Annotated in this window: 12 protein-coding genes; 2 read left to right on the top strand and 10 right to left on the bottom strand. The window is 37.9% G+C overall.

Annotated elements, in window-relative coordinates:
- Positions 1–264 (top strand): CBS domain-containing protein (locus K0B81_05550; GenBank protein MBW6516066.1); only part of this gene is annotated, 264 nt, incomplete at its 5' end.
- A 27-nt stretch (positions 265–291) separates the two neighbouring features.
- On the top strand, positions 292–2,160 hold the full coding sequence (locus K0B81_05545) for a tetratricopeptide repeat protein (GenBank protein MBW6516065.1): 1,869 nt from the start codon (positions 292–294) through the stop codon (positions 2,158–2,160).
- 139 nt (positions 2,161–2,299) lie between these two features.
- Here the strand turns inward: K0B81_05545 and K0B81_05540 are convergent, their stop codons facing one another.
- From K0B81_05540 to K0B81_05495, 10 genes are all read right to left on the bottom strand, one after another.
- Positions 2,300–3,091: a histidinol-phosphatase HisJ family protein gene (locus K0B81_05540; GenBank protein MBW6516064.1), complete on the bottom strand. Its 792-nt coding sequence runs from the start codon at positions 3,089–3,091 to the stop codon at positions 2,300–2,302.
- Entirely contained in the window at positions 3,081–5,591 is a 2,511-nt protein-coding gene (locus K0B81_05535) for a hypothetical protein (GenBank protein ID MBW6516063.1), read from the bottom strand. The genes K0B81_05540 and K0B81_05535 overlap by 11 nt, the downstream gene beginning before the upstream one ends.
- A gap of 102 nt (positions 5,592–5,693) precedes the next feature.
- On the bottom strand, positions 5,694–6,461 hold the full coding sequence (locus K0B81_05530) for a 2-hydroxyglutaryl-CoA dehydratase (GenBank protein MBW6516062.1): 768 nt from the start codon (positions 6,459–6,461) through the stop codon (positions 5,694–5,696).
- 2 nt (positions 6,462–6,463) lie between these two features.
- Positions 6,464–9,016, bottom strand: a complete 2,553-nt coding sequence (locus tag K0B81_05525) for an insulinase family protein (GenBank protein MBW6516061.1) — start codon at positions 9,014–9,016, stop codon at positions 6,464–6,466.
- A gap of 25 nt (positions 9,017–9,041) precedes the next feature.
- Positions 9,042–9,830 (bottom strand): GTP cyclohydrolase FolE2, encoded by a 789-nt coding sequence (folE2, locus tag K0B81_05520; GenBank protein MBW6516060.1) that lies wholly within the window; start codon positions 9,828–9,830, stop codon positions 9,042–9,044.
- 32 nt (positions 9,831–9,862) lie between these two features.
- Complete coding sequence (locus K0B81_05515) at positions 9,863–10,855, bottom strand: FAD:protein FMN transferase (protein MBW6516059.1); 993 nt, start codon at positions 10,853–10,855, stop codon at positions 9,863–9,865.
- Between the two features lie 172 nt (positions 10,856–11,027).
- Entirely contained in the window at positions 11,028–17,015 is a 5,988-nt protein-coding gene (locus K0B81_05510; GenBank protein ID MBW6516058.1) for a S8 family serine peptidase, read from the bottom strand.
- A gap of 161 nt (positions 17,016–17,176) precedes the next feature.
- Positions 17,177–18,535 carry a hypothetical protein gene (locus K0B81_05505; protein ID MBW6516057.1) on the bottom strand — a complete coding sequence of 453 codons (1,359 nt, stop codon included), beginning with the start codon at positions 18,533–18,535 and terminating at the stop codon, positions 17,177–17,179.
- A gap of 53 nt (positions 18,536–18,588) precedes the next feature.
- Complete coding sequence (locus K0B81_05500) at positions 18,589–20,232, bottom strand: zinc-dependent metalloprotease (protein ID MBW6516056.1); 1,644 nt, start codon at positions 20,230–20,232, stop codon at positions 18,589–18,591.
- A gap of 268 nt (positions 20,233–20,500) precedes the next feature.
- The gene (locus tag K0B81_05495) at positions 20,501–23,236 is read right to left on the bottom strand and encodes a CRTAC1 family protein (protein ID MBW6516055.1); all 2,736 of its coding nucleotides are present in this window, start codon (positions 23,234–23,236) and stop codon (positions 20,501–20,503) included.
- Between the last annotated feature and the right edge of the window lie 24 nt (positions 23,237–23,260).

Raw genomic sequence — 23,260 nt, 5'->3', positions numbered from 1 at the left:
GACAGTCAGGGTTTTCTGGTTGGTATCATTACAGACGGAGATCTAAGACGCTTGATGACGAGAGAAGGTGATATTTTAGAAAATACTGCTGAAGATGTGATGGGCAAAAAGCCGAAGTCCATTACTCAGGACTCATTAGCAGTTGATGCTTTAAATCTTATGGAGGATTTTAAGATTACGATGTTACCGGTTGCTGATAATGATGGTAAACCTATCGGAATGTTACACATGCACGACTTGATAAAAGCCGGTGTTGTAAGTTAAATAATTAAAACCACAAGGTAAATAATTATGAAAAAACACAGATTCTTGTTACTCTTCGTTTTTCTCATTATCATTCCAATAAATGCTTTGGAATACACTCGTAACGTTTCTTATGAACTAATCCCCGGTATTGAACCCCCTTTATATCGCCTCTATGCTTACGAACAGACTGTTTATCAGATCACGCAGCAACTTGAAAATCAGGTGCAGGAATTATTAGATAAACAACCACGACGAGTAAGAAGGCAAATAGTGCTGGCTGAAGATGAACTGATTTTATTATTACCCAATCTGATAGATATTGTTATTGAATATGAAAACCTGACAGCAACACATCAGATATTCAATATCAAAGGGAAAGTTGATAGAGATTTGTTGATTGAAAGACTGCTTGATTTATCCGATAAAAAGAGACAGATTTTGACTGATTATCGTCGCAATTTATACATTGATTTGGTAGAGATTAGTGAGCTTATCAGCAATTTAGCTGAGATAGACACTAATAACTTGAGAACAAAATTGCTGACTCTTAATGCTGAATATTGGTTCTTTCTCGGTGAACTATCATATTATTATCAAGAATGGCAACAAGCATTATTGAGCTATAATAGCGGATTGAGCTTTTTTGAAGAAAACGTAGATGCTTATCGAAGAATATATAGTATATATCTGAATCTTAATAATCAGCAAAGGGCGATAGCTACTTTGGAAAAACTCTTAGAATTGAGCCCAGATGATATTGAGACACTCTATAGATTGGGCAAACATTGGGAAGTACTTAGGGATAAAGAAAAGGCGGTTTTTTACTATGAAAGATTAGCAGATGAGACTGACGACTATCCCGAAGCAGTATATTATTTAGCAATTCATTATCATGAAACAGAGGATTATCCTAAAGCAAGCGAATATTCAATTAGAACTGCTAACTTACCAAATTTAACAATCGATATTGCCAAACCTCTGATCAGTATCTTGCTAGAGCTAAATCATCCCAATGAAACCAAACCACTTCTTCAGATGCTCTTAGAGAAAGAACCACGAAATGCTTACTTATACAAATCGCTGGGGGATATTTCATATCAAAAAGAAGATTTTGTTCATGCTCTCATCTTCTATCAACAGGCAGTGAAGATCAGACCTAATGATCACTATACTCAGTTTAATTTGGCTAACTCACTTTTCAAAACCGGATCATATACTGATGCTGTCGGGCACTATCAAAAAGCTCTTGCCTTAAACAAGGACAACAGTGTTTATCATTACAACCTGGCAAATGCCCTTTTTAATGCAGAACGTTATAATGAGGCAATAGATCATTATCAGAAAGCCATAAATCTGGGTTTCAATAATCCGGAAATTTACTTTAATCTTGGTAATACTAACTATCAATTGAAGAATTACCAGGAAAGTATCGACTTTTATCAACAAGCAGTTGAATTAAAATCTGACTATCTGGCTGCACTATTCAACATAGCACATACTTATGAACTACTGAAAGAAGAAGATACCGCTTTAGGATATTACATGCAGGTTATTAAATTAGATCCCATCTATTACCAAGCATACTACAATATCGCTAATTATCATAAAAATTTAGGAGAGCTGGAAAAAGCAATAGAGTTCTACCAAAAGTCTATTGCTATCAATCCAGAGGATGATTACTCATATTCGAATATGGGGGATTGCTATAGAATGCTCGGTCTTTATGAAGAAGCCGAAGCTGCCTATATACAAGCAATCGAACTTGATCCGGAAAACCCGGTACCCTATAATAATCTCTCCTTAACATACTATTTACAAGAAGAGTATCTCAAAAGCTTACAATATCTCAGAAAAGCTGCTAAATTAGGGCATTACAATGCTCGTAATATCATGCAAAATATGGTATTAGATTAAAACCATAGAAACACAGAGAAAAGAAAAAATCTGTTAAAATTGAACTATAGGGGCGACTGGTGGTCGCCCTTTTTAATAGGATAATTGTGATGAAGATTCTGAATAACCTCTACAAGACCTGTTTTAATGAGTAATTTATTCAAACTTGAATCTTCTCCATTGTCCAACCCGAAGGAGTTTTTCTGGCTTGATGAGTAAAACCACAATCTAATAGCTGTTGTAGAGCTTCTTCATAGTGAGAATCAAAATGCTCAATTTTATGAGAATCCGAGCCAATAGTTATCAACTCACCCCCCATACTTTTAAAAAGAGTCAGATATTCCGGTACAGGAATCAACTTACGGTAAGAGTTCCTCATCCCTGATAAATTGACCTCCAGAGCAATACTTTTCTTAATTAAAAGAGATAATATCTCTTTGATAAGCTCTAAGACTTGCTTCTCATCAGGTTCATGAGGCAGATATCTTTTATAGATGCCTAAATGACCTAGGATATCGAAATTACCATACTCAACAAGAGCCAGATTCTCCAAATAATAAGTACGAATAAATTCGGGTGTTATCTCTACTGTTAAGGGTACGGAGATATTACTGCCCTCAGGAAGCACATGAATAGAAGCAATTTTCAGATCTGGTTCTTCAGTAGTTTTTAATACTTCATCTACTATAGTGTGACATCGATGATACTCACCAAGTTCGACACCTTTTAGTATGCTGATAGAAAGATTTTGATTCTTCAGAAAAGATACTGCTTCGGAATATTTCTGATATGAAGGAATACCCCAAACAGCAATCTCTGAAGAAAGTAGATCAAAATGATCTGTAAAAGCAATCTCATCATAACTTCTTTCAATCGCTTTGGAGATCACTGCTTGCATTTCTAAATCACTATCAGCACTATACATGCTGTGAATATGATAATCAATCTTCATGGTCCTCCAGAACGTTCCAATCATAATCCTCCAGAACCTTTATCGTAAGAAATATGATTGTTCTAATATCCATGATCTGGTTTAGATAGATAATATCTGTATCCAATTCCTGGATTAAATAGTCTCCAAATTTCTGGAGAGTGAATTCTTCAGACCTTGTAGCGTGGGGATAATACTCTCCCATGAAATGCCAGGCAAAGAGTTTCAGGTCCATTTCAATCAGTAATTCGATAAGATTATTGACTATATCAAAACTTGGTGGTGATTTTTTATAATCATAATAGAGGGTTAATAGAGTATTAAGTGCTTTGTAAAGATTACCAAGTGAATACTCGGCTAAATATTTCAAAAACAGTGCGTCTGTAAAATAAATACTTGATTCGTCCGTCAAGATCTGCTCAATGTAATCTAAAGCGATTTCATATCTCTTCTGATATATCTCATTTACAGCAATTAAATAGAACAACTCCTGATCATTTGATTGTACATCTTGCTCGATTAGTATATGATAGATTTCATTGGCTTCATTATAGAGGTACGCCTTTTCATAGACCCTTGCCAGAATACGCAAATAATCGAACCCGATCTCTTCATCTTCACAATCTTCCAGAATATCAATGAGTAGGGTAATGCTCTTTCTGGAGTCTTGTACTAAAAGGATCTGCTCGATCTGCTGACGGGATAACTGACGAATGTTATCAATATCTGTCGTTTGATGTAGATTTAGTAGAATATCCAACGCTTTATCTATATTTTTCAGCTCTTTATGAGCTAAGCCGTCAAAGAATAGTAGAGAATCGGTACCAACTGATTCTTCATGATTATCTAAGAAATCTCCAATAAATGATAGTGCCTTGTTATACTGTCTCTGATTGAGATAGAATTTGGAAAGATCATTAGCAAGTCGAATATTAAAGTCACTCTCGGGATATTCTTCTAACAGAGTTAGTATAAAATCTTCGGAGTCTCTATATTCACCTAAATTAAAGCGGATCCTCTCTGTCTTGAGAATTAATCTATAATCAGTTTTATACTCTAAGATTCGTGAATAATATTCCAGTGCTTTCCTTTGATTTCTTTGCTTTTCATAATGTTCACCAATCTTGCGGAGAATAGCTATTCGCTCTTCCATCGGTAAGCCAGTATAATTGTCTTCAAAGAAACTTATGTATCTGGCAAATTCACCAGTTCCTTCAAGGGTTTTTAAATGATTTATTACGAAGCTCTGATCATTTTCCGGTAATGAATATTTAGTGATGAAATTGTTAAAATAGTGAAGGGCAGTATGGTAATTTTCTGTATGACTATATAACTGGGCTAAATTATACACTGCTAATGAATCATAAAAACTCTTCTCTTCTTGCAGATTCTTCATCCAATAGTAGGCAGTACTATTGAACCTATAATAACCGTAAAAGCAATAACCCATAGAATGATTGGCATATTGTTCATCAATAGCGTTAAAGGTCAGATATTTCCTGAATTTTGCTTCTGCTTCTCTAAATCGACGGTTATGATAAAAAGTCTCTCCCATAATGAGATTTAACAAAGGATAGTTATCTAAGTCTTCTTCTTCGATGGAAGTTAAAAGTGTTGCTGCTGTTTTAAAATGATTGTTTTCCCAAGCTATAAAGAGGTCAATGAGAGATCTGTGATAATCATTTTCAAGAAGTAAAGAGAGTGAATTAGCTTCATCAATCAAGCTATTTTCTAATACATAAAGGATAAGATTAAACCGGGCTCTATTTGATAGAAGAGTTAAATCTTCCGGTAACAAAGAATCATCTTGGAGATAATAAGATATCAGTGAAATATAATCATACGCACTGGTTAGGAGCATCTCGTTTCCCGAATCGAGGACATTTCGCATAAAAGCATAAGATAACCGGTAATACTGTAAATTATAATAAGCTATTCCCAAGATAAAATTCTTCTCTCCCGGATGATATATTGAATTGGGGAATATATCGGTCAAATCAATAACCTGCTCATTTTTCCCATTAACCAGCAAATTATAGAGAGTTTGTTTATAGATGCTATGGATCTCTTCAGAAAAATACTCTCTCTGCAACTCGATAAACTCTGATATCTTTTCATATTGTTCTGTGTTTAATGCTGATAAGATATAATACTCGATCAGATCATCAAAAAGAACAATCTTTACCCTTAGGGGTAAGTTATCAATGTAATCAAACACCTCTGCATAAGAGCTAGAAAGGAAATAGAGCTCCGGGAATAATAAGACATACTCTTTTCTGCTTAAAGGGTCGCTTATTTTCTCTAATGATGAAAAGGCAGTATCCCAATCCGAATTATTTTTAGCTAACAGAGCTTCCTGATAGTACTCCCGATCCAGATCAGATATTTCTAACTCAGTAGTAAATCTCTTCCACAGATCATTATCTTTACCTAACACAGTAGTAAATATACCGCTAAAGAAAAAGAGTAATAGTGTAGAAAACAAGAAAAAGTATGATCTGTAGTTGATTATCTTCATCATTAAACTCAAAATTATTTTTTTAACTATAAAAAAGATTTTATCGAGTCAAGCAATTCTTTTCTTTTATATAATTCTACTTTCCTATGTAAACAGCCATTATTCCTACTCAAGATTAGCAGCAAAAAAAGCGGCACCTAAAGCACCGGAAAAGATTGGTTCATCAGGAACAGATATCTTTGTTTGTAGTTCATCTTCTAAAGCTTTTTGTACCCCTAAATTAAGAGCTACACCACCGGTCAAAGTTACCGGGGGTTGCCATTGGATATTAGATAACAGATTTTTTACTCTTTTCGCTATAGAGCGATGAATTCCCATCAGGATATCATTCTGAGAAGTGTTGCGATTGATCAAAGAGATTATCTCTGATTCAGCAAAAACAACACAGGTGCTCGAAATATCAACATTCTCTTGTGATTGAAGTGCTAACTCACCTAATGAAGAGAGAGGAACATTGAATAATTCAGATATTCTTTCCAGAAAACTTCCTGTACCGGCTGCACATTTGTCATTCATAGCAAATTCAATTATATGATGTTCTCTATCCAAGCTGATAACTTTTGAGTCCTGACCACCAATATCGATAATAGTCATGGTGGTAGGTATTAACTGCCTGATCCCTCTTGCATGACAACTGATCTCAGAGATGTGATCAGAGTTGATCAATTTTCTTCCATAACCAGTTGAATTGAAGGGAATGTTTTTATCATGTATATTTAGTGATACCAAACTATCTGCTAAAAGTTTTTGAGCCGTTCTTTGAGGTTCTGTTCCGGTAGTTACTACTTTTTTGCAGACCATCTTTGCCAGATCAGTATCCCAGAAGATTATTTTCGTATTACGAGAACCTATATCAATACCTGCAGTGATCATTATTACTCTAAGAAATGACAGTAAAGGTTTTTGACTTTGAAATACTCACGGGCAATATTCTGCAGATCTTTTGTCGTCACCTTTTGTAATCTTTCTTCCCGTTTCAGATAATACTCATAACCATAACCTAAAAGATCTAACATAGCTAAAGCAGAAGCTTGACCCAAAACACTCTCTTCGGCTCTCAGACGCTGTCCTCTGACTGTATTTTTTGCTATTTCCAGCTCTTCTTCCGTAACACCCTTTTTCTTGATATCTTCTAATATCTTGATCATCAGTGCATAGGCCTGTTTACTTTTCTTCTTATCTACCATAGCGCTGGCCACAAAAAAACCTATCTCCTGCGTTGAAAGATAATCAAAACCGGTAGTATATGCCCACCCTCTCTTCTCACGTAACTCATTAGTTAAACGGGAATTCATATCACCACCAATAACCTGAGCGAGGAGGTGAAAAGCTGTATTTTTCTCAATTTCCTGAGCAGAACAACCCAAACCCCCAATATGAATTATCGCTTGTTGATTCTGAGGTAGAGTATTTCGCTTATGAAGTTTATTGGGTGAAAAGATAACCTTTTGCTTCGATATAATTGTTTTGCTCTTTTCTCCGCGAAAGATCCTTTCACAATTGAAGAGAGTGTCTTCGAAATCAAAATCACCAACAATAGACAGAATCATTTGAGAGCTATTGTAATGTTCATAGAACCAGTTCAATATTTGCTTACGGGTTAACTTACGGAGTGTTGTTTTTGTACCTTCTCGTTCCAATAAGTTACTATCTCTGCCAAAAAACTGCCGTTTCCAGAGATATGCAGCATAGTACACAGGAAAATCCTTTACCCTTTCTAGATTACTCAAGAGAGTCTTTTGAATATTATGAAAATGCTCTGCCGGAAATAATGGATACTTAATAATATCAGCCAATAGCTCCAAACTGGTGGCAAACATTTCGGTAAAACACTTTACTTTGACTAAAGTAACTTCTTCTTGAGCTGTAATATCTATCTGAATACCGTGTTGAGAACAAAATTCCAGTAACTGGTCATAAGAATTTCTTTGATTACCATATAGTAACATAATAGAAGTCAGGAGATTTATCCCCCTGTTTTCAGTGATTTCATTAAGCTGTGAAACTCTAAAAGCTGCTGTAATGCCTATGGTTGGTCTTCCTACAACCCTTTTAAACAAGACCTTAGTACCACTGGGAAGACTTGTTTCGTAAAAATCACTCTTTATAGCACCATTCTTGATCTTTTTTACTTGTAGCTCTTTGACCCGAGCTTTTATCTTATCCTCTATAGAAAAGTTCTTGCCGAGATGAAATATACCTAACTGCTGAAAATTATAATACTTTTTAAGGATATCATAGACCGATCTCTCAGAGATCTTCTTTAACATCTTGGGATATTCAATAAAGAGTTTGTAATCTCCTAACATCTCCTCTGTCCCCAAACTCATGCCTAAATATCGCATATATTCAAAAGAGTAGCGGTGCGAATGGAGTAGTTCGGTTTTTGCTTCATTGAATTCATCAATACTGAAACCGAAATGCCTGATCAACTCAAACTCTTCTAAAAAGATCTCGATTATTTGCTCAATATCTGCATTACTTTTAGGTATGATCAATATTACCGAGATACCGTCATTGATCCCTGTAAATGATTCTACTCTGATCTGATCTACCAGTTTTTCTTTTACAAAGAGGCGACGATATAGTCGTGATTTCTTACCAATGGCAAAAATACGAGTAATCAGACCTAATGTATGTGATTCGGGGTTCTTATCTGACAATTCAGGCAGTACAAACCCGAGCATTGATTTAGCAACATTTTTAGGGAGAGATTTTATTATGAAAGATTCCGGATAGGTTGTCACCTTTTCATGTTGGATGGCTAAATCACCGGGTTGCCAATCTCCGAAATAGAATTCGACTTGCTCTAAAAGCTCCTGTTTATTAAAATCTCCACTAACAACTAAATAACAATTCTGAGGTATGTAATACTTTTTATAAAACTGATTCAATTTAGCTCTTGTCGCTTTAGTCAAAGAATCCCTGTCTCCGATAATCGGTTTTTTAAAGGGGCTTTCAATAAAATAGAGTTTCGGGATCTCTTCCAGAAAGTGATCTTCCGGATCATTCTGATACTGATTCAGTTCTTCGAGTACAACCCCCTTTTCATAAGAGAATTCTTTAGTAGAAAAATTTGCCTGACGGACCAGTTCACTCAATATTTCCAAACCATCATTAGAAAACTGAGATGAGAGAGTTAGATAATAACAGGTAGAATCGAATTCAGTATAGGCATTGATGTTACTCCCCAGATAAGAAGCTCTGACTGTTAATGCATTCGCCGGGAACTTTTTTGTTGATTTAAAGACCAGATGCTCCATGAGATGTGAATATCCTGCTTCCTGCTCAGATTCCCAGCATGAACCGATCCTGACAAATAGCTGTAGAGATATTACAGGATGAGCATGATGCGGAGCCATGATAGTTTTAAATCCGTTATTAAGGGTCTTTGAACTTATATTAGCGACTATTTTATCTTCTTGCATATTTCCTTTTTCCGTAACATAGACTTTAGTCTGTGTCTTTCTTCCGTTCCCACTCTAAATAGGCATAAGCATTATGATTATGTATTGATTCATAATTCTCAGAGGATATTTTAAAGCCGGTTATTCTTTTGTCTTTTTTGAGTAATATTGCTAAATCCCTAACGATATCTTCCACAAATTTAGGGTTTTCATAACCCTTTTCTGTCAGGAATTTTTCGTCCTCTCTCTTTAACAGAGGATAAACTTCTGAGCTGGCAATTGATTCGACATACTCAATGATCTCTTCCAGCCAGATGAAACCATTATAAGTGAGGAGCACAGTCACAATTGATCTCTGATTATGTGCTCCCTGTTGACTGATCTCTTTTGAACAGGGACAAACGGTTGTAATTGGAACTTCTACCCCTATTGTGAGCTTATATTGTTCAGAAAGTGAAGCAACGAAAGTACAATTATAATTTAATAAAGAGGCTATACCGGATACCGGTGCTTTTTTCTCCATAAAGTAAGGGAATTTAAGGGTTATATATGCTCTGTCTGCAGATAGTTTCTGCTTGATGCTTGCTAAAATATGGGGTAGATTTTCAATGAAATCTTCTTGATGGTATTGATTAAGGACTTCAATAAATCTGCTCATATGTGTACCGCGGTAATGGTGCGGTAATTCAACAAAGAAATCTATCTCAGCAATGGTTTTTTGTAATTCATTTACTCTGTCTTGTACTATGATCGGATACTTGAGGTTCTTAACCCCTACTTTGTCTATCTTCTCTTTGCGGGAGTCGGGTAAATTTTGAATATCTTTGCTTAACATTATTCACTCACTATTTATCTGCAACATCGAATTTAGTCTGTGACTATTAAGTCTCTGATCCCTTCAGATCTTAAAGATACTATCTCCTCACCATCGTGATAGTATATTACACATTCCGTATCAGAATAAGACTTGATCAAATTAATTCCCTCCTCGGGTGTGAGAAGAAAGATGGCTGTTGATAACACATCAGCTAAAGTAGTATTGGGTGCCAGTACTGTTACGGAAAAGATGTTATCTACAGGATATCCTGTCAAAGCATCTATTATATGATGATATCTCCGACCTTCATGATCAAAGTATCTCTCATAATCTCCGGAGGTAACTACTGCCCTGTCTTTTATAGCTAGAACAGCAATAACATCATTAACATCTCTGGGATGTTGAATTCCGATCAGTTGCTCTCTTCCTTGATCGCCAAACAAGCGGATATCCCCTCCGGCATTAATGTAACCACTATGAATCCCTTTCGATATGGCATATTCTACTGCTTTGTCTATGATATATCCTTTGGCTATACTACCCAGATTGATCTTCATTCCTACCGGTCGTATAATGTAATTAGGCCTGATTATTATATCAGAAAATCCTACTTTATCCATAGCCATTCTGATAGAATCTGCCGGTGGTGGATACGTTCGTTCGCTGTTCCATATCTCTGTTAAAACTCCTATTGAAACATCATATCTCCCATCGGTTTTTTGATAAAAGATCTCTGCCAAAGTTAAAAGTTCATAGAATTCTGGATCAATCTCCACTTTCTCATGCCTATAATTATTGATCCTCCAAAGATCTCCTTCTTCATCATAATAAGAAAATTTCCGTTCATAATGATTCATCAAGGCAATAGTGCTGTCCATTATTGCCGGGATATTCTTCTGACGGGCAGTAAAAGACAGTTCGACCAGTGTATCCATCATAAAGCGGGATCTTGTTTCGGTATTATACTGCACCTTATAGCGATAAATGGCTATGAAGATCACTGCTAACAAGATCGCAATGTTAACTATATCTCTTCGTTTCATTTTAAAAATCCCTTACCAGATCATGATATGCTAAATATTTCATAACATTTCAAATAATTAAACCACTTCATAATTGTCAATACAAAGCATGATTGATAAATATAGAAATAAAGGGCGATAATACATCGCCCTTTAAAGAAATATCATTTTCTTATTAGATAAGCTAAGAGCCCTATTCCGGCATCTCTGTCGATGCTATAACTCGATAGAATTTCCTTGTAGTGAGGGGTTCTGTAAACTCATTATTGGCAGTAGTACCTGCTAAATCCCATTCTTCCTCTGGAACATAGGGATCTCCTGTTGAATATATCTTGTAAGAATTCGCTCCGGTAATATGTTCCCAACTCAGAATCACTGTATTGCTTTCTATTGAGATAGTTACTACGGGAGCTGACAGATCGACCATAGATAAAATTTCGAATACATTTGGTATATAGTTTATCGAGTAATTATCTCCGGCTGATAAAGTTCCCTGGAGAATTTGATATTCACCGACCTCTTCGCCGACTTCTCTTACAAGACTACCACTGAACTGATCTCCAGCAATTAATTCAGGTTCTACAGTATAAGTAAGTGGAGGATCTTCTTCGCCATAAACCTTGCTCTGAGGATCGGCTGTTACCGTTATTGCCATTGGTGAAATTGTCAGATAGTCTGATTGATAGATAATTGTATAGTTTGCTCCTGCCGTCAGAGTTCCTTGCAGGATCTCATACTGACCGACATCTTCACCGATCGCTCTCGATAATTCACCAACAATGGTATCTCCTTCAACTAATAATGGACTATATTGATAAGTAAACTCCGGATCAGCTTCTCCATATATTTTGGTTTGAGGATCGGCTGTTACGGTTATTGCTAAAGGATCTATAACTAACCAAGCTGTTTCTGATCCTACATAGTTCAATTCATTAATGACCACCTCGACCTCATAAGTTCCAACATTAACAGGAAGGGTAGGTGATCCATCATAAGTGACAGTATAATTTAGTCCCAATGGTGTTGTAACAACTGTTACATCTCCTACCGAACCATAGATCTGACTGAGATCATAGATCTCGATTGTGGCAGTTGCCGGTGATATGGTCAGATAATCGGAGACATAAGATATAGTGTAATTATCTCCGGCAGTCAGAGTACCCAACAGAATCTCATATTGACCAACATCTTCACCTAATTGTCGGGTTAAAGAACCGGTAAAGCTATCACCAACAATTAGTGCCGGATTAACTCCATAGGTTAATACCGGATCAGCTTCTCCATATATCTTGGTTTGAGGGTCGGCTGTTACGGTTATTGCTAAAGGATCTATAACTAACCAAGCTGTTTCTGATCCTACATAGTTCAATTCATTGATGACCACCTCGACCTCATAAGTTCCAACATTAACAGGAAGGGTAGGAGAGCCGTCATAAGTGACAGTATAATTTAGTCCCAATGGTGTTGTGACTACTGTCACATCATCTACAGAACCATAGACCTGACTGAGATCATAGATCTCGATAGCAGCGGTAGCCGGTGATATAGTCAGATAATCTGAGTTGTAAGTTATTCTATAATTATCCCCGGCAGTGAGAGTGCCCTGCAATATCTCATACTGACCTACATTTTCTCCAAGCTGTCTGGTCAGAGTGCCGGTAAATCCATCTCCGGCAAAGAGTACCGGATCAACACTATAGGTGAAGAGGGGATCCGCTTCTCCATAAGTTTTACTTTGCGGATTGGCTGTGACAGTAATATCGAACGGGAAGATCTGGAGTAGTGCTTGTTCGGTTCCTTCATAATATGGATCGTCAATTGTAACCTCTACTAAATAGTTTCCGACATTAACAGGTAGTTCAGGTGAACCATTATATGTCACAATATAATCAAGTCCCGTTGGATTTGTAGTTACTGAGACAATTAAAGGTTCACTTGAGTATATTTGCTCCAGATTACTGATCATAATACCTGCCTGACCCGGATTGACTGCAAAGTAACCATAAGCTATATCACTCTCTAACCAACCAGCTTTTATAGCTTTGGTCTCCAATTCAATATATGAATTATAGAACAGGTAGATCGGATCGATATATTCCTGCCATTCTTCTCTTCTGACCCCATCAGAACTAATAATTCTATAAAGTATTGTTGCTCCTGAAGTAGTAGTTATCAGTTCCAGATCGATCGGCTCATCAAATGGTGTACCTTGTTCTACCGGATCAAAGGTCGGAGTAACTACTTTCAGCTCATAACTGGCATAACTTATTTCTGAATCTGCCCAGTTATTTCTCGTTGCCATTGCCCAGATCTCAGTGTTTTGAGTTATATTAACAGAGTTCCCAGCAGTCCAGTCATTACCCTCTGCCGTTTTATACCAGATAGTAGCTGCCGGAGTTGCTGATGAAATAGTTACGGTAAACTCCTGATAGAACGGTTCAGCTTGTTGAGGTGGATTAAATGTCGGTGCTGCTACTGTTCCTTGGAGTGTAGTAACTTCTACAGTATTGGACGGAACTGATTCGCCATGAGTTTGATAAACAGCGGTTACATAATAACTGTAAGTGACACCATTCCCTAATCCGCTATCAGTGTACTCCGTCTCTGGAGTTGTGACATTATTTATATATGATCCGTTGCGATAAATATTGTATGATAACAATGTTCTTATTGGAGGTGCATCCCAATCCAGGAAGACAGATCCAGCTCCCGGTACTGCAGATAGATTTATCGGTGCTGCCAGAGGAGTTGCCTGTACTATGTTTGATGCTTCAGACTCGCCTTCTGTATAAACTGCCGTCACATAATACGAATAGGTCGTTCCATTCACAACTGTATTATCAGGATACTCAGTGCCGATGACTATTTCAGGATTTATTTGCACACCATTGCGATAGACATTATATCCAAGTAATGATCTTACTAACGGTGCATCCCAGCTTAAATTCACAACACCATCTCCGGCTACTGCTGACAGATTTGATGGTGGGTTCAGTACCATACCAAAAATACTAAGAGTGGCTGGAACAACAACATCAGCACCGGCATTGTTAGCAATGACAATATCTGCTGTGTGCACTGATCCGGCTGGTAGTCCTATAGAAACAAAAGAGACATCAACTATCTCACTCTGACCCGGTTGTACTATTCCACTTATCGGAGATACCGACAGCCAAGAACCTGAAGAGTCATAAAGCAAGCCGCGAATACACCAATTTGTATTGAAACCAAAGGCAGTGATCTGCGTCCATGAATTACTCCAATAGATCCACCCCCCTTTGTTTGCTACTAAAGGACCACTGTCAATACTAGCCGGGCTGCCTCCTGTTGCATTTATGGAATATCCTATCCAATATTCGTTACCGGTAATCAATGAGACCGGTGTTGTCAGGATATGAGTTGACCAGTCGTTTATTACTACAGACGATGTTACGTCTTGTGAATATATCTCAGTTCCGGAATTACCGGAACTGCCACCTTCCCAAACCTTAACTGTCACATTAGTGAATTGAGAAGTTCGGATATGATACTTAATGCCCAAAATTTGATAGTCTCCATAATAGGCAGCTAATTCATCAGCAGTAAAACGGACAGCTGAGATCCAATAAGCTGCTCCTCCGGCACCGACTCCGTTACCTGAATAACCGTTATCATAATGGATCTCTGTAATTCCTCGTGTTGTTTGATCAGCAGCACCATCGATATGCATAAAGCTGTCATCAGTATTAGCTCTTCGTGTTTCCACAACACTGATACTATATTCAAGATCAGCTTCTCCATCATTACTGATCGTCATTTGCTCTGTAGTGAATTCGCCGGTATTCAATTCTTCGAAAAAACTTACCGGAGTAACATCTATAGTTGGTAATAAAACATATTCATCACCGGTGATAAGGATATCATCTACACACCAATAATAACCCCAAGTACCTGTGTAATTCCATTTGAATTTAACCTGTGATTGTCCCTCCAAGGCAGGAATGGTTTGGCTAAAATATACTGGATTGCCTGTAGTTGATGTCCAGGATTGAATAGTTGTCCAAGTTGTTCCATTATTGATACTATAAGATAAAGTTGCTGTAGAAACATTTTGATACTGCCTGAAATAATGGGTAAAGGAAAGATTAACATTATAATTGTTACTCAAATCTAGTGTTGGAGTAACCAAGTCGGCATTCTGGGTATTGCCTGAGCCATAAGCATCACTGTTCAGATAAGCATAGTTCCCTGTAGTACCGCTCAAACCACCGGAAGTTGTACCAAATTGCCAGACCTGACCGTTACCCTGATGATCTATGATCTGCCAAAAATCGGGTAGTGTAGTTGAGGCATTAAAATTCTCGGAAAAGGGTAGCGTGAATGGTTCATAAAGAGTTGTTGCCTGGGCATTCAGTCCGGAAGAGTACTCATTAGAAGAATTATAAGAAAAAGCCCTGTAGTAATATGTAGTCCACGAATTCAGTCCAGTATGATTGTAGGAGGTAGCACTGCCTCTGTATAAAACCGTTCCGCCACCGGGAATATTTGTTCCTGCAGAATATACAGTTCCATCAACAGGAGTACCAAAAGTTCCTGTTGCAGACCAAGCAACCATAACATTATTGTTATCAGTGTTCTTGACCCAGTTAAGGTTTATTTGATGTAAACCGGCTGATGTAGCTGTAAAACTCTGGGGATTAGGAACTCCTAAACCAATATAAGTCATTGTTTCGACTAAAGCAGCATGAGCATTGAGCCGTCCGGTTCCTAACTGACCAGTATATCCGGGATTGACCCCATAATGATTATCGGTAGAATCACGTAAAATATTTTTGATATTAGAATTATTGAGAGTAAATCCGTTCCGATGAGCATAGGAAACCACGAGTGCTGCAACTCCTGATACATGCGGACAAGCCATCGATGTTCCCTGATAATAAGCATAACTGCTCCCTGCTATTGTGCTTCTTACACCTCGGGCTGCAACACTGATTACTTCACCACCGGGTGCTGACACATCTATCCAGGTTCCATAGTTGGAATAATATGCTTTTGTATCTGTATTGGTCGTAGCAGCAACGGAAAATGCTCCGCTATAGTAACCGGGATACCAAGCACCGTTGTCATCATCATTACCGGCTGCAAAGATAGTAATTCCGCCGTTTAAAACAGTTCCACCACCATTAGCATTGAAATAATCAATAGCATTCAGATCAGGTGTATTATAAACTCCTGAATTTTGATATCCCCAACTGTTCTGGGAAATGGCAGCACCATTATCAGCTGCCCATACAGGAGCTGTACTGAAACCACCCTGGGATATACCCCTGAAAACCTGACAGGTCATCAAACGCACCCCATTTCCAGAACCTGAACCACCAGCTACTCCGGCTACTCCTACGCCATTATTATTAACTGCAGATACAGTTCCTGCTACGTGAGTTCCATGATCATCAGCTGTGATGGTTGTATTATTATCGACAAAATTATATCCGATGCCACTCCACATATTAGCTGCAATATCGGGATGATTAGTTTGAATACCACCGTCAATGATGGCAACAATAACAGCAGTATGTCCCTTTTCAATATCCCAAGCTGTCACGAGTTTGATATCGGCTCCGGGAGTGCCACTCTGCTGCCCTGTATTATGGTAATGCCACTGGGTAGAGAAATATGGGTCATTGGGAGTCCAACGGTAAGTCGGATCATCTCTGTCCTCAGCGAAATATCTTACTTTCTTATATTCAGGTTCAGCTACTTCAATAAATTCCAATTCTTTATAGGCAGCAACAGCTTCCCTTATGTCCTGCTTCTCCGAAAAATAAAGCTCATACCAGAGATGAAAGCCCCAGGCACGGTGACGGTCTTTGTATTCATTATCTAAGGCAGGGCTGTCAAAAAGAGGTTTTACCTCTTTAACACTGAAATAACGATTTAGTTCGTCAATTTCTGGTAAGTCAAATATGGCATACCCATCCCTGTCATATCTAACCGGATTATTATCAAGATGACCCGTCAGATCCGAACTGAATTGGATAAGGATATGGGTTTGATGAAATGCATCATCGGAAACTCTTGTTAAATCTATTTCCGGTCTCTCGCCAAACTGAACTTCATAAGCCCAGCTTATTGTCAGCGAAAATAGGGTTAAGAAAAAAACTAACAGTACGGTTTTCATAAGATCTCCTTTAAAACTCATTTCTATACTCCTTAAAATTTTAATAAATTTCTACATGTATTCTTATATATGAGTGTTATTTTTAGTCAAGCAATAAATTTGGTTATTTTTACTAACTATCGGCACTAAAACTACTTAGAGTAAACAACGAGTTCAAGTTATAAAAAAAGATCAATAATGTACTATTCTGTTGTGGCAATAACTCTGTAGAATCTCATATCAGATAATGATTCTGAAAACAGGAGTTCATTTGTTGTTGCTATCGGTTCACCCCAATCATCCAAACTAATATCAATAGTGGCATAGACCTTATAGCTATTGGCATTCTCTACCGGAAGCCAACTCAAAATAACATTATTTCCAACTATCTCAACAGAAACGACAGGTGCTGCCAGAACAGTTTGAGATATTGTGTATTCTATTATGTCTGTCCCGTTATCACTGAATCTGATAATTCCACTACTCCAGTTATCTATGAACTGACTGGTGAAGGAAACCGTTTGGGAAAAGTCAAAAGAAGCGGGATAGAAATTGTAGGTATTTCCTGTGTCGAGTTCTATCTCCCTGATAATTGGGAAATGTCCATCAACATCAGAGTAATCTAGACTGAATAGATAAGTGTCACCATCTTGTATATATTGGATATTGTCTATTTGAGGAATATTATTGATAAAAGGATCGAGGATAAACTCCTGCAGGTAAACATTGTGGTAATAACCTTCATCCATGATAGTAATAGTAGCACCAAAATCCTCGATCTTCTGGGTCAGAGCAGTTATGATCAGTCCATTATCGAGAGAGTAAGCAGCAGCAAAGTCAGGATCATTCATTAAGTCGCTTATCAGGCACGAGAGATAAAGAGTGTTGGTATTCTGATCCACCTGTGTAGTGATAGAACCAATTTGAGTCATTTCTTCTGTTGCTGAATTAATTTTAAACAGCCCGGGATTGACATATGGTGCTAAACTTACAGTTTGGAGCAAGGTATATACATAAGGGGGAGTTCCTGTTACTGCAGGCCAAAGGTTAATAGTATAGGAGTAAAAAGGTCCAAAGAGACCGCCACTAACCGGAAAACCACCACCGAAATTGTTTAGGGCAAAATAGAGTCTATCATCGGAAAAAAGCATCTTTTCTCCGGCAATGTTGAGATGATCAGGAATAGCAGTATCTCTAACGTATTCCGACAAAGAGGTCATTTGCGTAAGGGATGTTGGCTGCTGAGCAGTAAAACCGGGAATAATATAGATATCACTGTCATTCTCTATCCGGAAACTTAAAGGTACTGATTCAACGTTAGAAAAGGGGATTGAGCTTTGAAATGATGTGTCAAAAATATTCTCAAATAGGTTATAAGACCATTCATCATTCTGATAATAGTATATCCGATGTTCGTAGCTAATATCAAGAGTACTCTCATACTGAAAAAAAATCTCACCATCAGAGGTGTATGAACTATTCCTGATATTTGACCAGACAGCAAAGAGACCGGAACAGAAAAATAAAAAAACCAAGAAAACAATAATTTTTAAATATTTCATTTTAACCTCCAAAATATATCAAAGCTTTTTTTATAACTATCTCTTTCTTTTTATCATCTATCTCCTGATAGAGTATTATCTGGAATAAGATCAAATACAGGGGCTTCTTCAGTAGATGCGATCACCCGGTAGAATTTTCTCTCTTCAGATATTATTTCAACATAACCTGGTGATCCGACAATAGCTATCTCATTCCCCCAATCTTCCTGATAAGGATTATCAGTTGCATATATTTTATAGGAATTACTCCCTGAAACAGCTTCCCAATTTAGATGAATATAGCCATCAATAATCTCTACGGAAACTATTGGTGTATCTATCTCTATCATCATTGAAGGTCGATAGGCAGCGATTATATGCCTGAGTTCTCTTAAAGTGCGGGCATTATCGCCCAGTGTAGCATGTCCAGTAGGAACTCCTTCATAATTGATCAAAGGATTAGAGAAATGAGCTACTCTGGCATGATCTAAACCATCGGGGAAATAGGAACCGCTGGTATAGGTCATTACAGAACAATATCTTTGGTTGTTATTACCTGTCCACCTCCAGCCGGCAGACCAAGTGTTTTCAGACCAATTAAACCATTCAGTTGGACCCGGTTGAAAATTCTGCTCTGCATGATGATGTAAACCCATGTTATGACCCATTTCATGGACATGGGTATATGTCCACGATGCTTGTTGCACGCGAGTCAAAGAGAAACCTATCTCGGGATAACCCCATCTATCTTGTAAAAGGAAACCGACACCACCTACATCATCTACTAAAGCGAACAAAGCAACTAAATCAGCCCCATAGATATCTCGCCAGATATGTACTTCATCGAGATATCCGGGGATATAATAACCATTCACATAATCACCCCAAGGGTTAAAATCTGGCGATGCTGCTAAACGTATTAAGTCAATTGAAGCGGATCCTGATTCTTGATAATCCACCTCGGCTGCATAGACAAGATCAACACTCATAAGTGTATTACTATTATCTAAAGATATCTGTCCGTTTTGCATGGCGCCGTTTATAACATTATATATCCCTCCACCGCTTGTGTTAGCCCAATTGGCAGCAGCTGGTGTATAAACAACCATTACATCTATCGTTGCCGGATCGGTCAGAATAACCTCTTCTAAAGATCTCCTGATCCGTTCCTGTTCATGTCTGCTGCTCTCTTGTAAAGGTGGAGGGGTAACAGGTGGTGCCGTAACCAATTCATCTGCTTCTGCTAAATTGATCTCCAGCAGATAATGAGAAAGAGTTACGGGATCACTAATGATCGTGAAGTATTCATTTCTTTCCGGTATGTAAATAATGGCTAAACTTCTATCTTCTGTAGTAGATATAATGATATAACCCATCTGGCAGTCTTCGATCCTTGCTCTGACCGTAAAAGTTCCTAACCTGTTGAGTTCAAGATGATCAATAACTGCAGGATAATTGATTTCATTAAATAGATTAAGCACTAATCTGTCCCCGACAACGATTTCGGAGGGTGTTGTTAACTCTATTGGCAATGATACCTCTTGATAGCGGGTCACAGAAGATCTATTGTCATAGAAGGACAATGGCTCGATCTGTTGAGTAGTCATTACTAAACCAGACTCTTCTATCAGTAACAACTCGTTATTAATGATCTGTCCAAAGAGAGCGATAGTGAAGTAGAAGAGAAAGAGGAAAGTGATTAGTCCTTTGGCTTTCATAAAAACTCCTTACAACACATTTATTATACCTAAGAAAATGAAACATGATATTGTCAAATCAAAAAAGAGCTACACTCTTTGATCATTGCTGAAAATCTATTGAATATTTATCCGGCTAACCATTAGGGAACCCTATAGTCGGCACCCTTCCAACTATAGGACTGCTTATTGGTAAATAAAAGTATGCAGATAGTGTAGAGACATGTTGTTTAATGGAAAGATGGTTAAGAAGAAATCTGGATAATATCTCTAACAAATGTTTACTTAACTATTGTTGCTGTGATGCTTGCCAGATCTTAGCTTCCAAGAGTGTACCTTCACCTAAACCAAAATGGAGGAACTGGTCGTTTTGTGAGGTTGTGCCTTTACCCCCGTTAAGTTCTCTAATCAGGGTTTTTTGACTACCATCAGGTAATTCGATCTTTACCTGAACTTTTATGCCAAAAGCAGGAGAATTGGGGATCGAAGAATGCCAATCCTCTCTCTCTATGATCTTGACCTCTTCCCCATCCCAGTAAGGTTTGAAAAAAACACTTGTATGCTCGTTATCAGTATCATTGCGAAATTTTCTGACTCCATTTCCGCTACCGACGATCAGATCTAATCTACCGTTTCCATTAAGATCAGCGACGGAATTACCCCAGCCATTATAAACCCGAGTTCCGGAGAGCCACGTGATATCAGTAAATGTGCCATCAAGATTGTTAAGATAAAGATAGCTACGGTCATTTTCATACACAGAGGTAATATAGAGATCGAGAAAGCCGTCATTATCGGCATCAAACCAGTTGGGGTCAGAATGAAGTTCATCGAAGGTTATCCCCGCCTCTTTGGTGACATCAGTAAAGTTATGATAAACGATAGCAGTATCTCCGATAACTCTGGCAGCGAGACCATCATTACGGAGCAGCATACTGATATCGGAAAACTCTATGAATCTGGGATGTGCTAAATTGGCGATAAAGAGGTCTAAATATCCGTTATTGTTGTAGTCACCCCAGTCAGCACCAATGGTGTGTCCGTAATAGCCAAGATGATCAGGGATGCGGTACTTATGCCCGGCAACTCCTTTCAGGGCGGCATGATCTTTAAAAACTCCATTAGAATAATCCCAGAGATAATTACGATTCAGACGATAATTGCTGACAAATATTGATTGAATGCCGTCATTGTTATAATCAGCAGGAGAGACACCTCTTCCAGCTAAACCGGGATCATCGGTGTATTCAGGAGCTAAGAAACCTAATTGGGCTGTTTGATCTATGAATCTGCCTTGGTCGTTATACCAAAAGAAATCACGAAAGCCGGGTTGAACCTGCCACATTTCATAATTAGCCGTATAAAGTGAGGGGTAACCGTTTTTCTCAAAATCTACCCAGGCAGCACCTTCTGTTGGTGAATGATTATTGATCCGATACTCCGGAGAATCCAGCATTTGAAAGCTGCCATCACCAATGTTTCTGAAAAGTGTATCTCCGGGATTTTCCCTTGATGAAGAAAGGGCCACAAAATCCAAAAGACCATCTTTATCGAAATCAGCCCAAAGACCCCCAACAAAAGAGTGATTAACAATACCGGCTTCTTCCGTGACATCGGTAAAATCAAAATTCCCATCGTTACGATATAAACGACGCCCGTTGAAGAGCAGATCTGTTTTGCCGTCATTGTTGTAATCACCAATACTTATTCTGGTGAAACGTAAATCGCTAAATCCACTCTCTTCTGTCACATCAGAAAAGATGGGACCACGGTAGTTCTTGATCTTTCTGCTCCAAGTCATCAGATCATCTTTTGTTCCGGATCGCTCATGAAGATACTTGAGATATTTGAGAGCTGACTCATCAAACCGCTTTCTGGGAGCACTAGCTATCAGGCAATCGATAAAGTATTCGGCTGTTTTTCCGAGTTTGGTCTCATCATCGAATAGTACAGAATATCTTCCCAACCAATATTTATGCTCGGCTATTTCACCAAAATCATTGTTTAATGGATTTATGAAGTGTAAAAGATCTAAGCCGGTTTGATATAGCTCATACGGTTGTTCAAGTATTCCAGCGATCAAATCTTCATCTCCCCAGTAATGATATTCAGATATCAGCTGATGATATATTATTCTGGCTTTCTGGAGAGCTCTTTTATTTTCCCACTGCCGATCATCCCATTTTTGATATAGCACTGAGATGGTTTGAGTATCAAATGGAAATGCAGCATTTTCTGTGATAAAAAGAGCTTTATCTAAAAGTTCTTGATTATCTGCTCCATTATGAAAGGATTTGCGGAGATTTGAGTCGGTCAAAATTCCCGAGACCAGAAAAGAGAGAGCAGGAGAATAGTCATTTTGGGAATCAATCAACTCAATAGCATCAGTGTATTTTTCCAGATTGAGCAGTGAAATGAGAAGATAGTAGATATTTGTATCTTGCCAGCGTGATGCGGGGAATTTTCGATAGAAATCCTCAGAGAGATTGACCCTTAAACTATCACTTCGTTCGACTGCAATTTCATTTACAAATGATTGGATATAATTATCAAAGAATTGCGGATAAGATGGCAGCTGAGACATCTCATGATACAATTCTTCTTCCTCAATATCTCCCATAGCCCATTTGATGAGGTTTTTATCACCTGTCGAATCAAATATCTCTTCTATTAGTGATCTCTTCTCTATTAATGCCACTGTTGATAGTGTATATTTTTCTTTGAGAAATTTGAGTAACCGAAAGGCATCGTTAAAGTCTTGAAGATTGATCACTCGTTGTTCAAGAATATTTATAAAAGCTAAGGTGTCTTGTTTCGCGATTGCCATATCTTCCAGAACATCATAGAGTAAAGAATTCTGAGGATCGTTTATGGCCAGTTCCCTGATCTCCGGTTCATAACGATTCAACAATTGCCATAATTCTCTATAGTAGCAGAATTCGACATCGTCTATGCTGATCGCACTAATAAAAGTGATAGATAGGACTACGTGAATAATGAATATAAAGAGTATCTGTAATCTCACTCTAAAGAAAGACAAAAATATCCA

This window comes from Candidatus Cloacimonadota bacterium (genome assembly GCA_019429305.1).
In the GTDB taxonomy this organism is placed as follows: domain Bacteria; phylum Cloacimonadota; class Cloacimonadia; order Cloacimonadales; family JAJBBL01; genus JAHYIR01.
The sequence above is the reverse complement of the archived record's forward strand: the minus strand, read 5'-3'. Positions and strand labels throughout refer to the sequence as shown.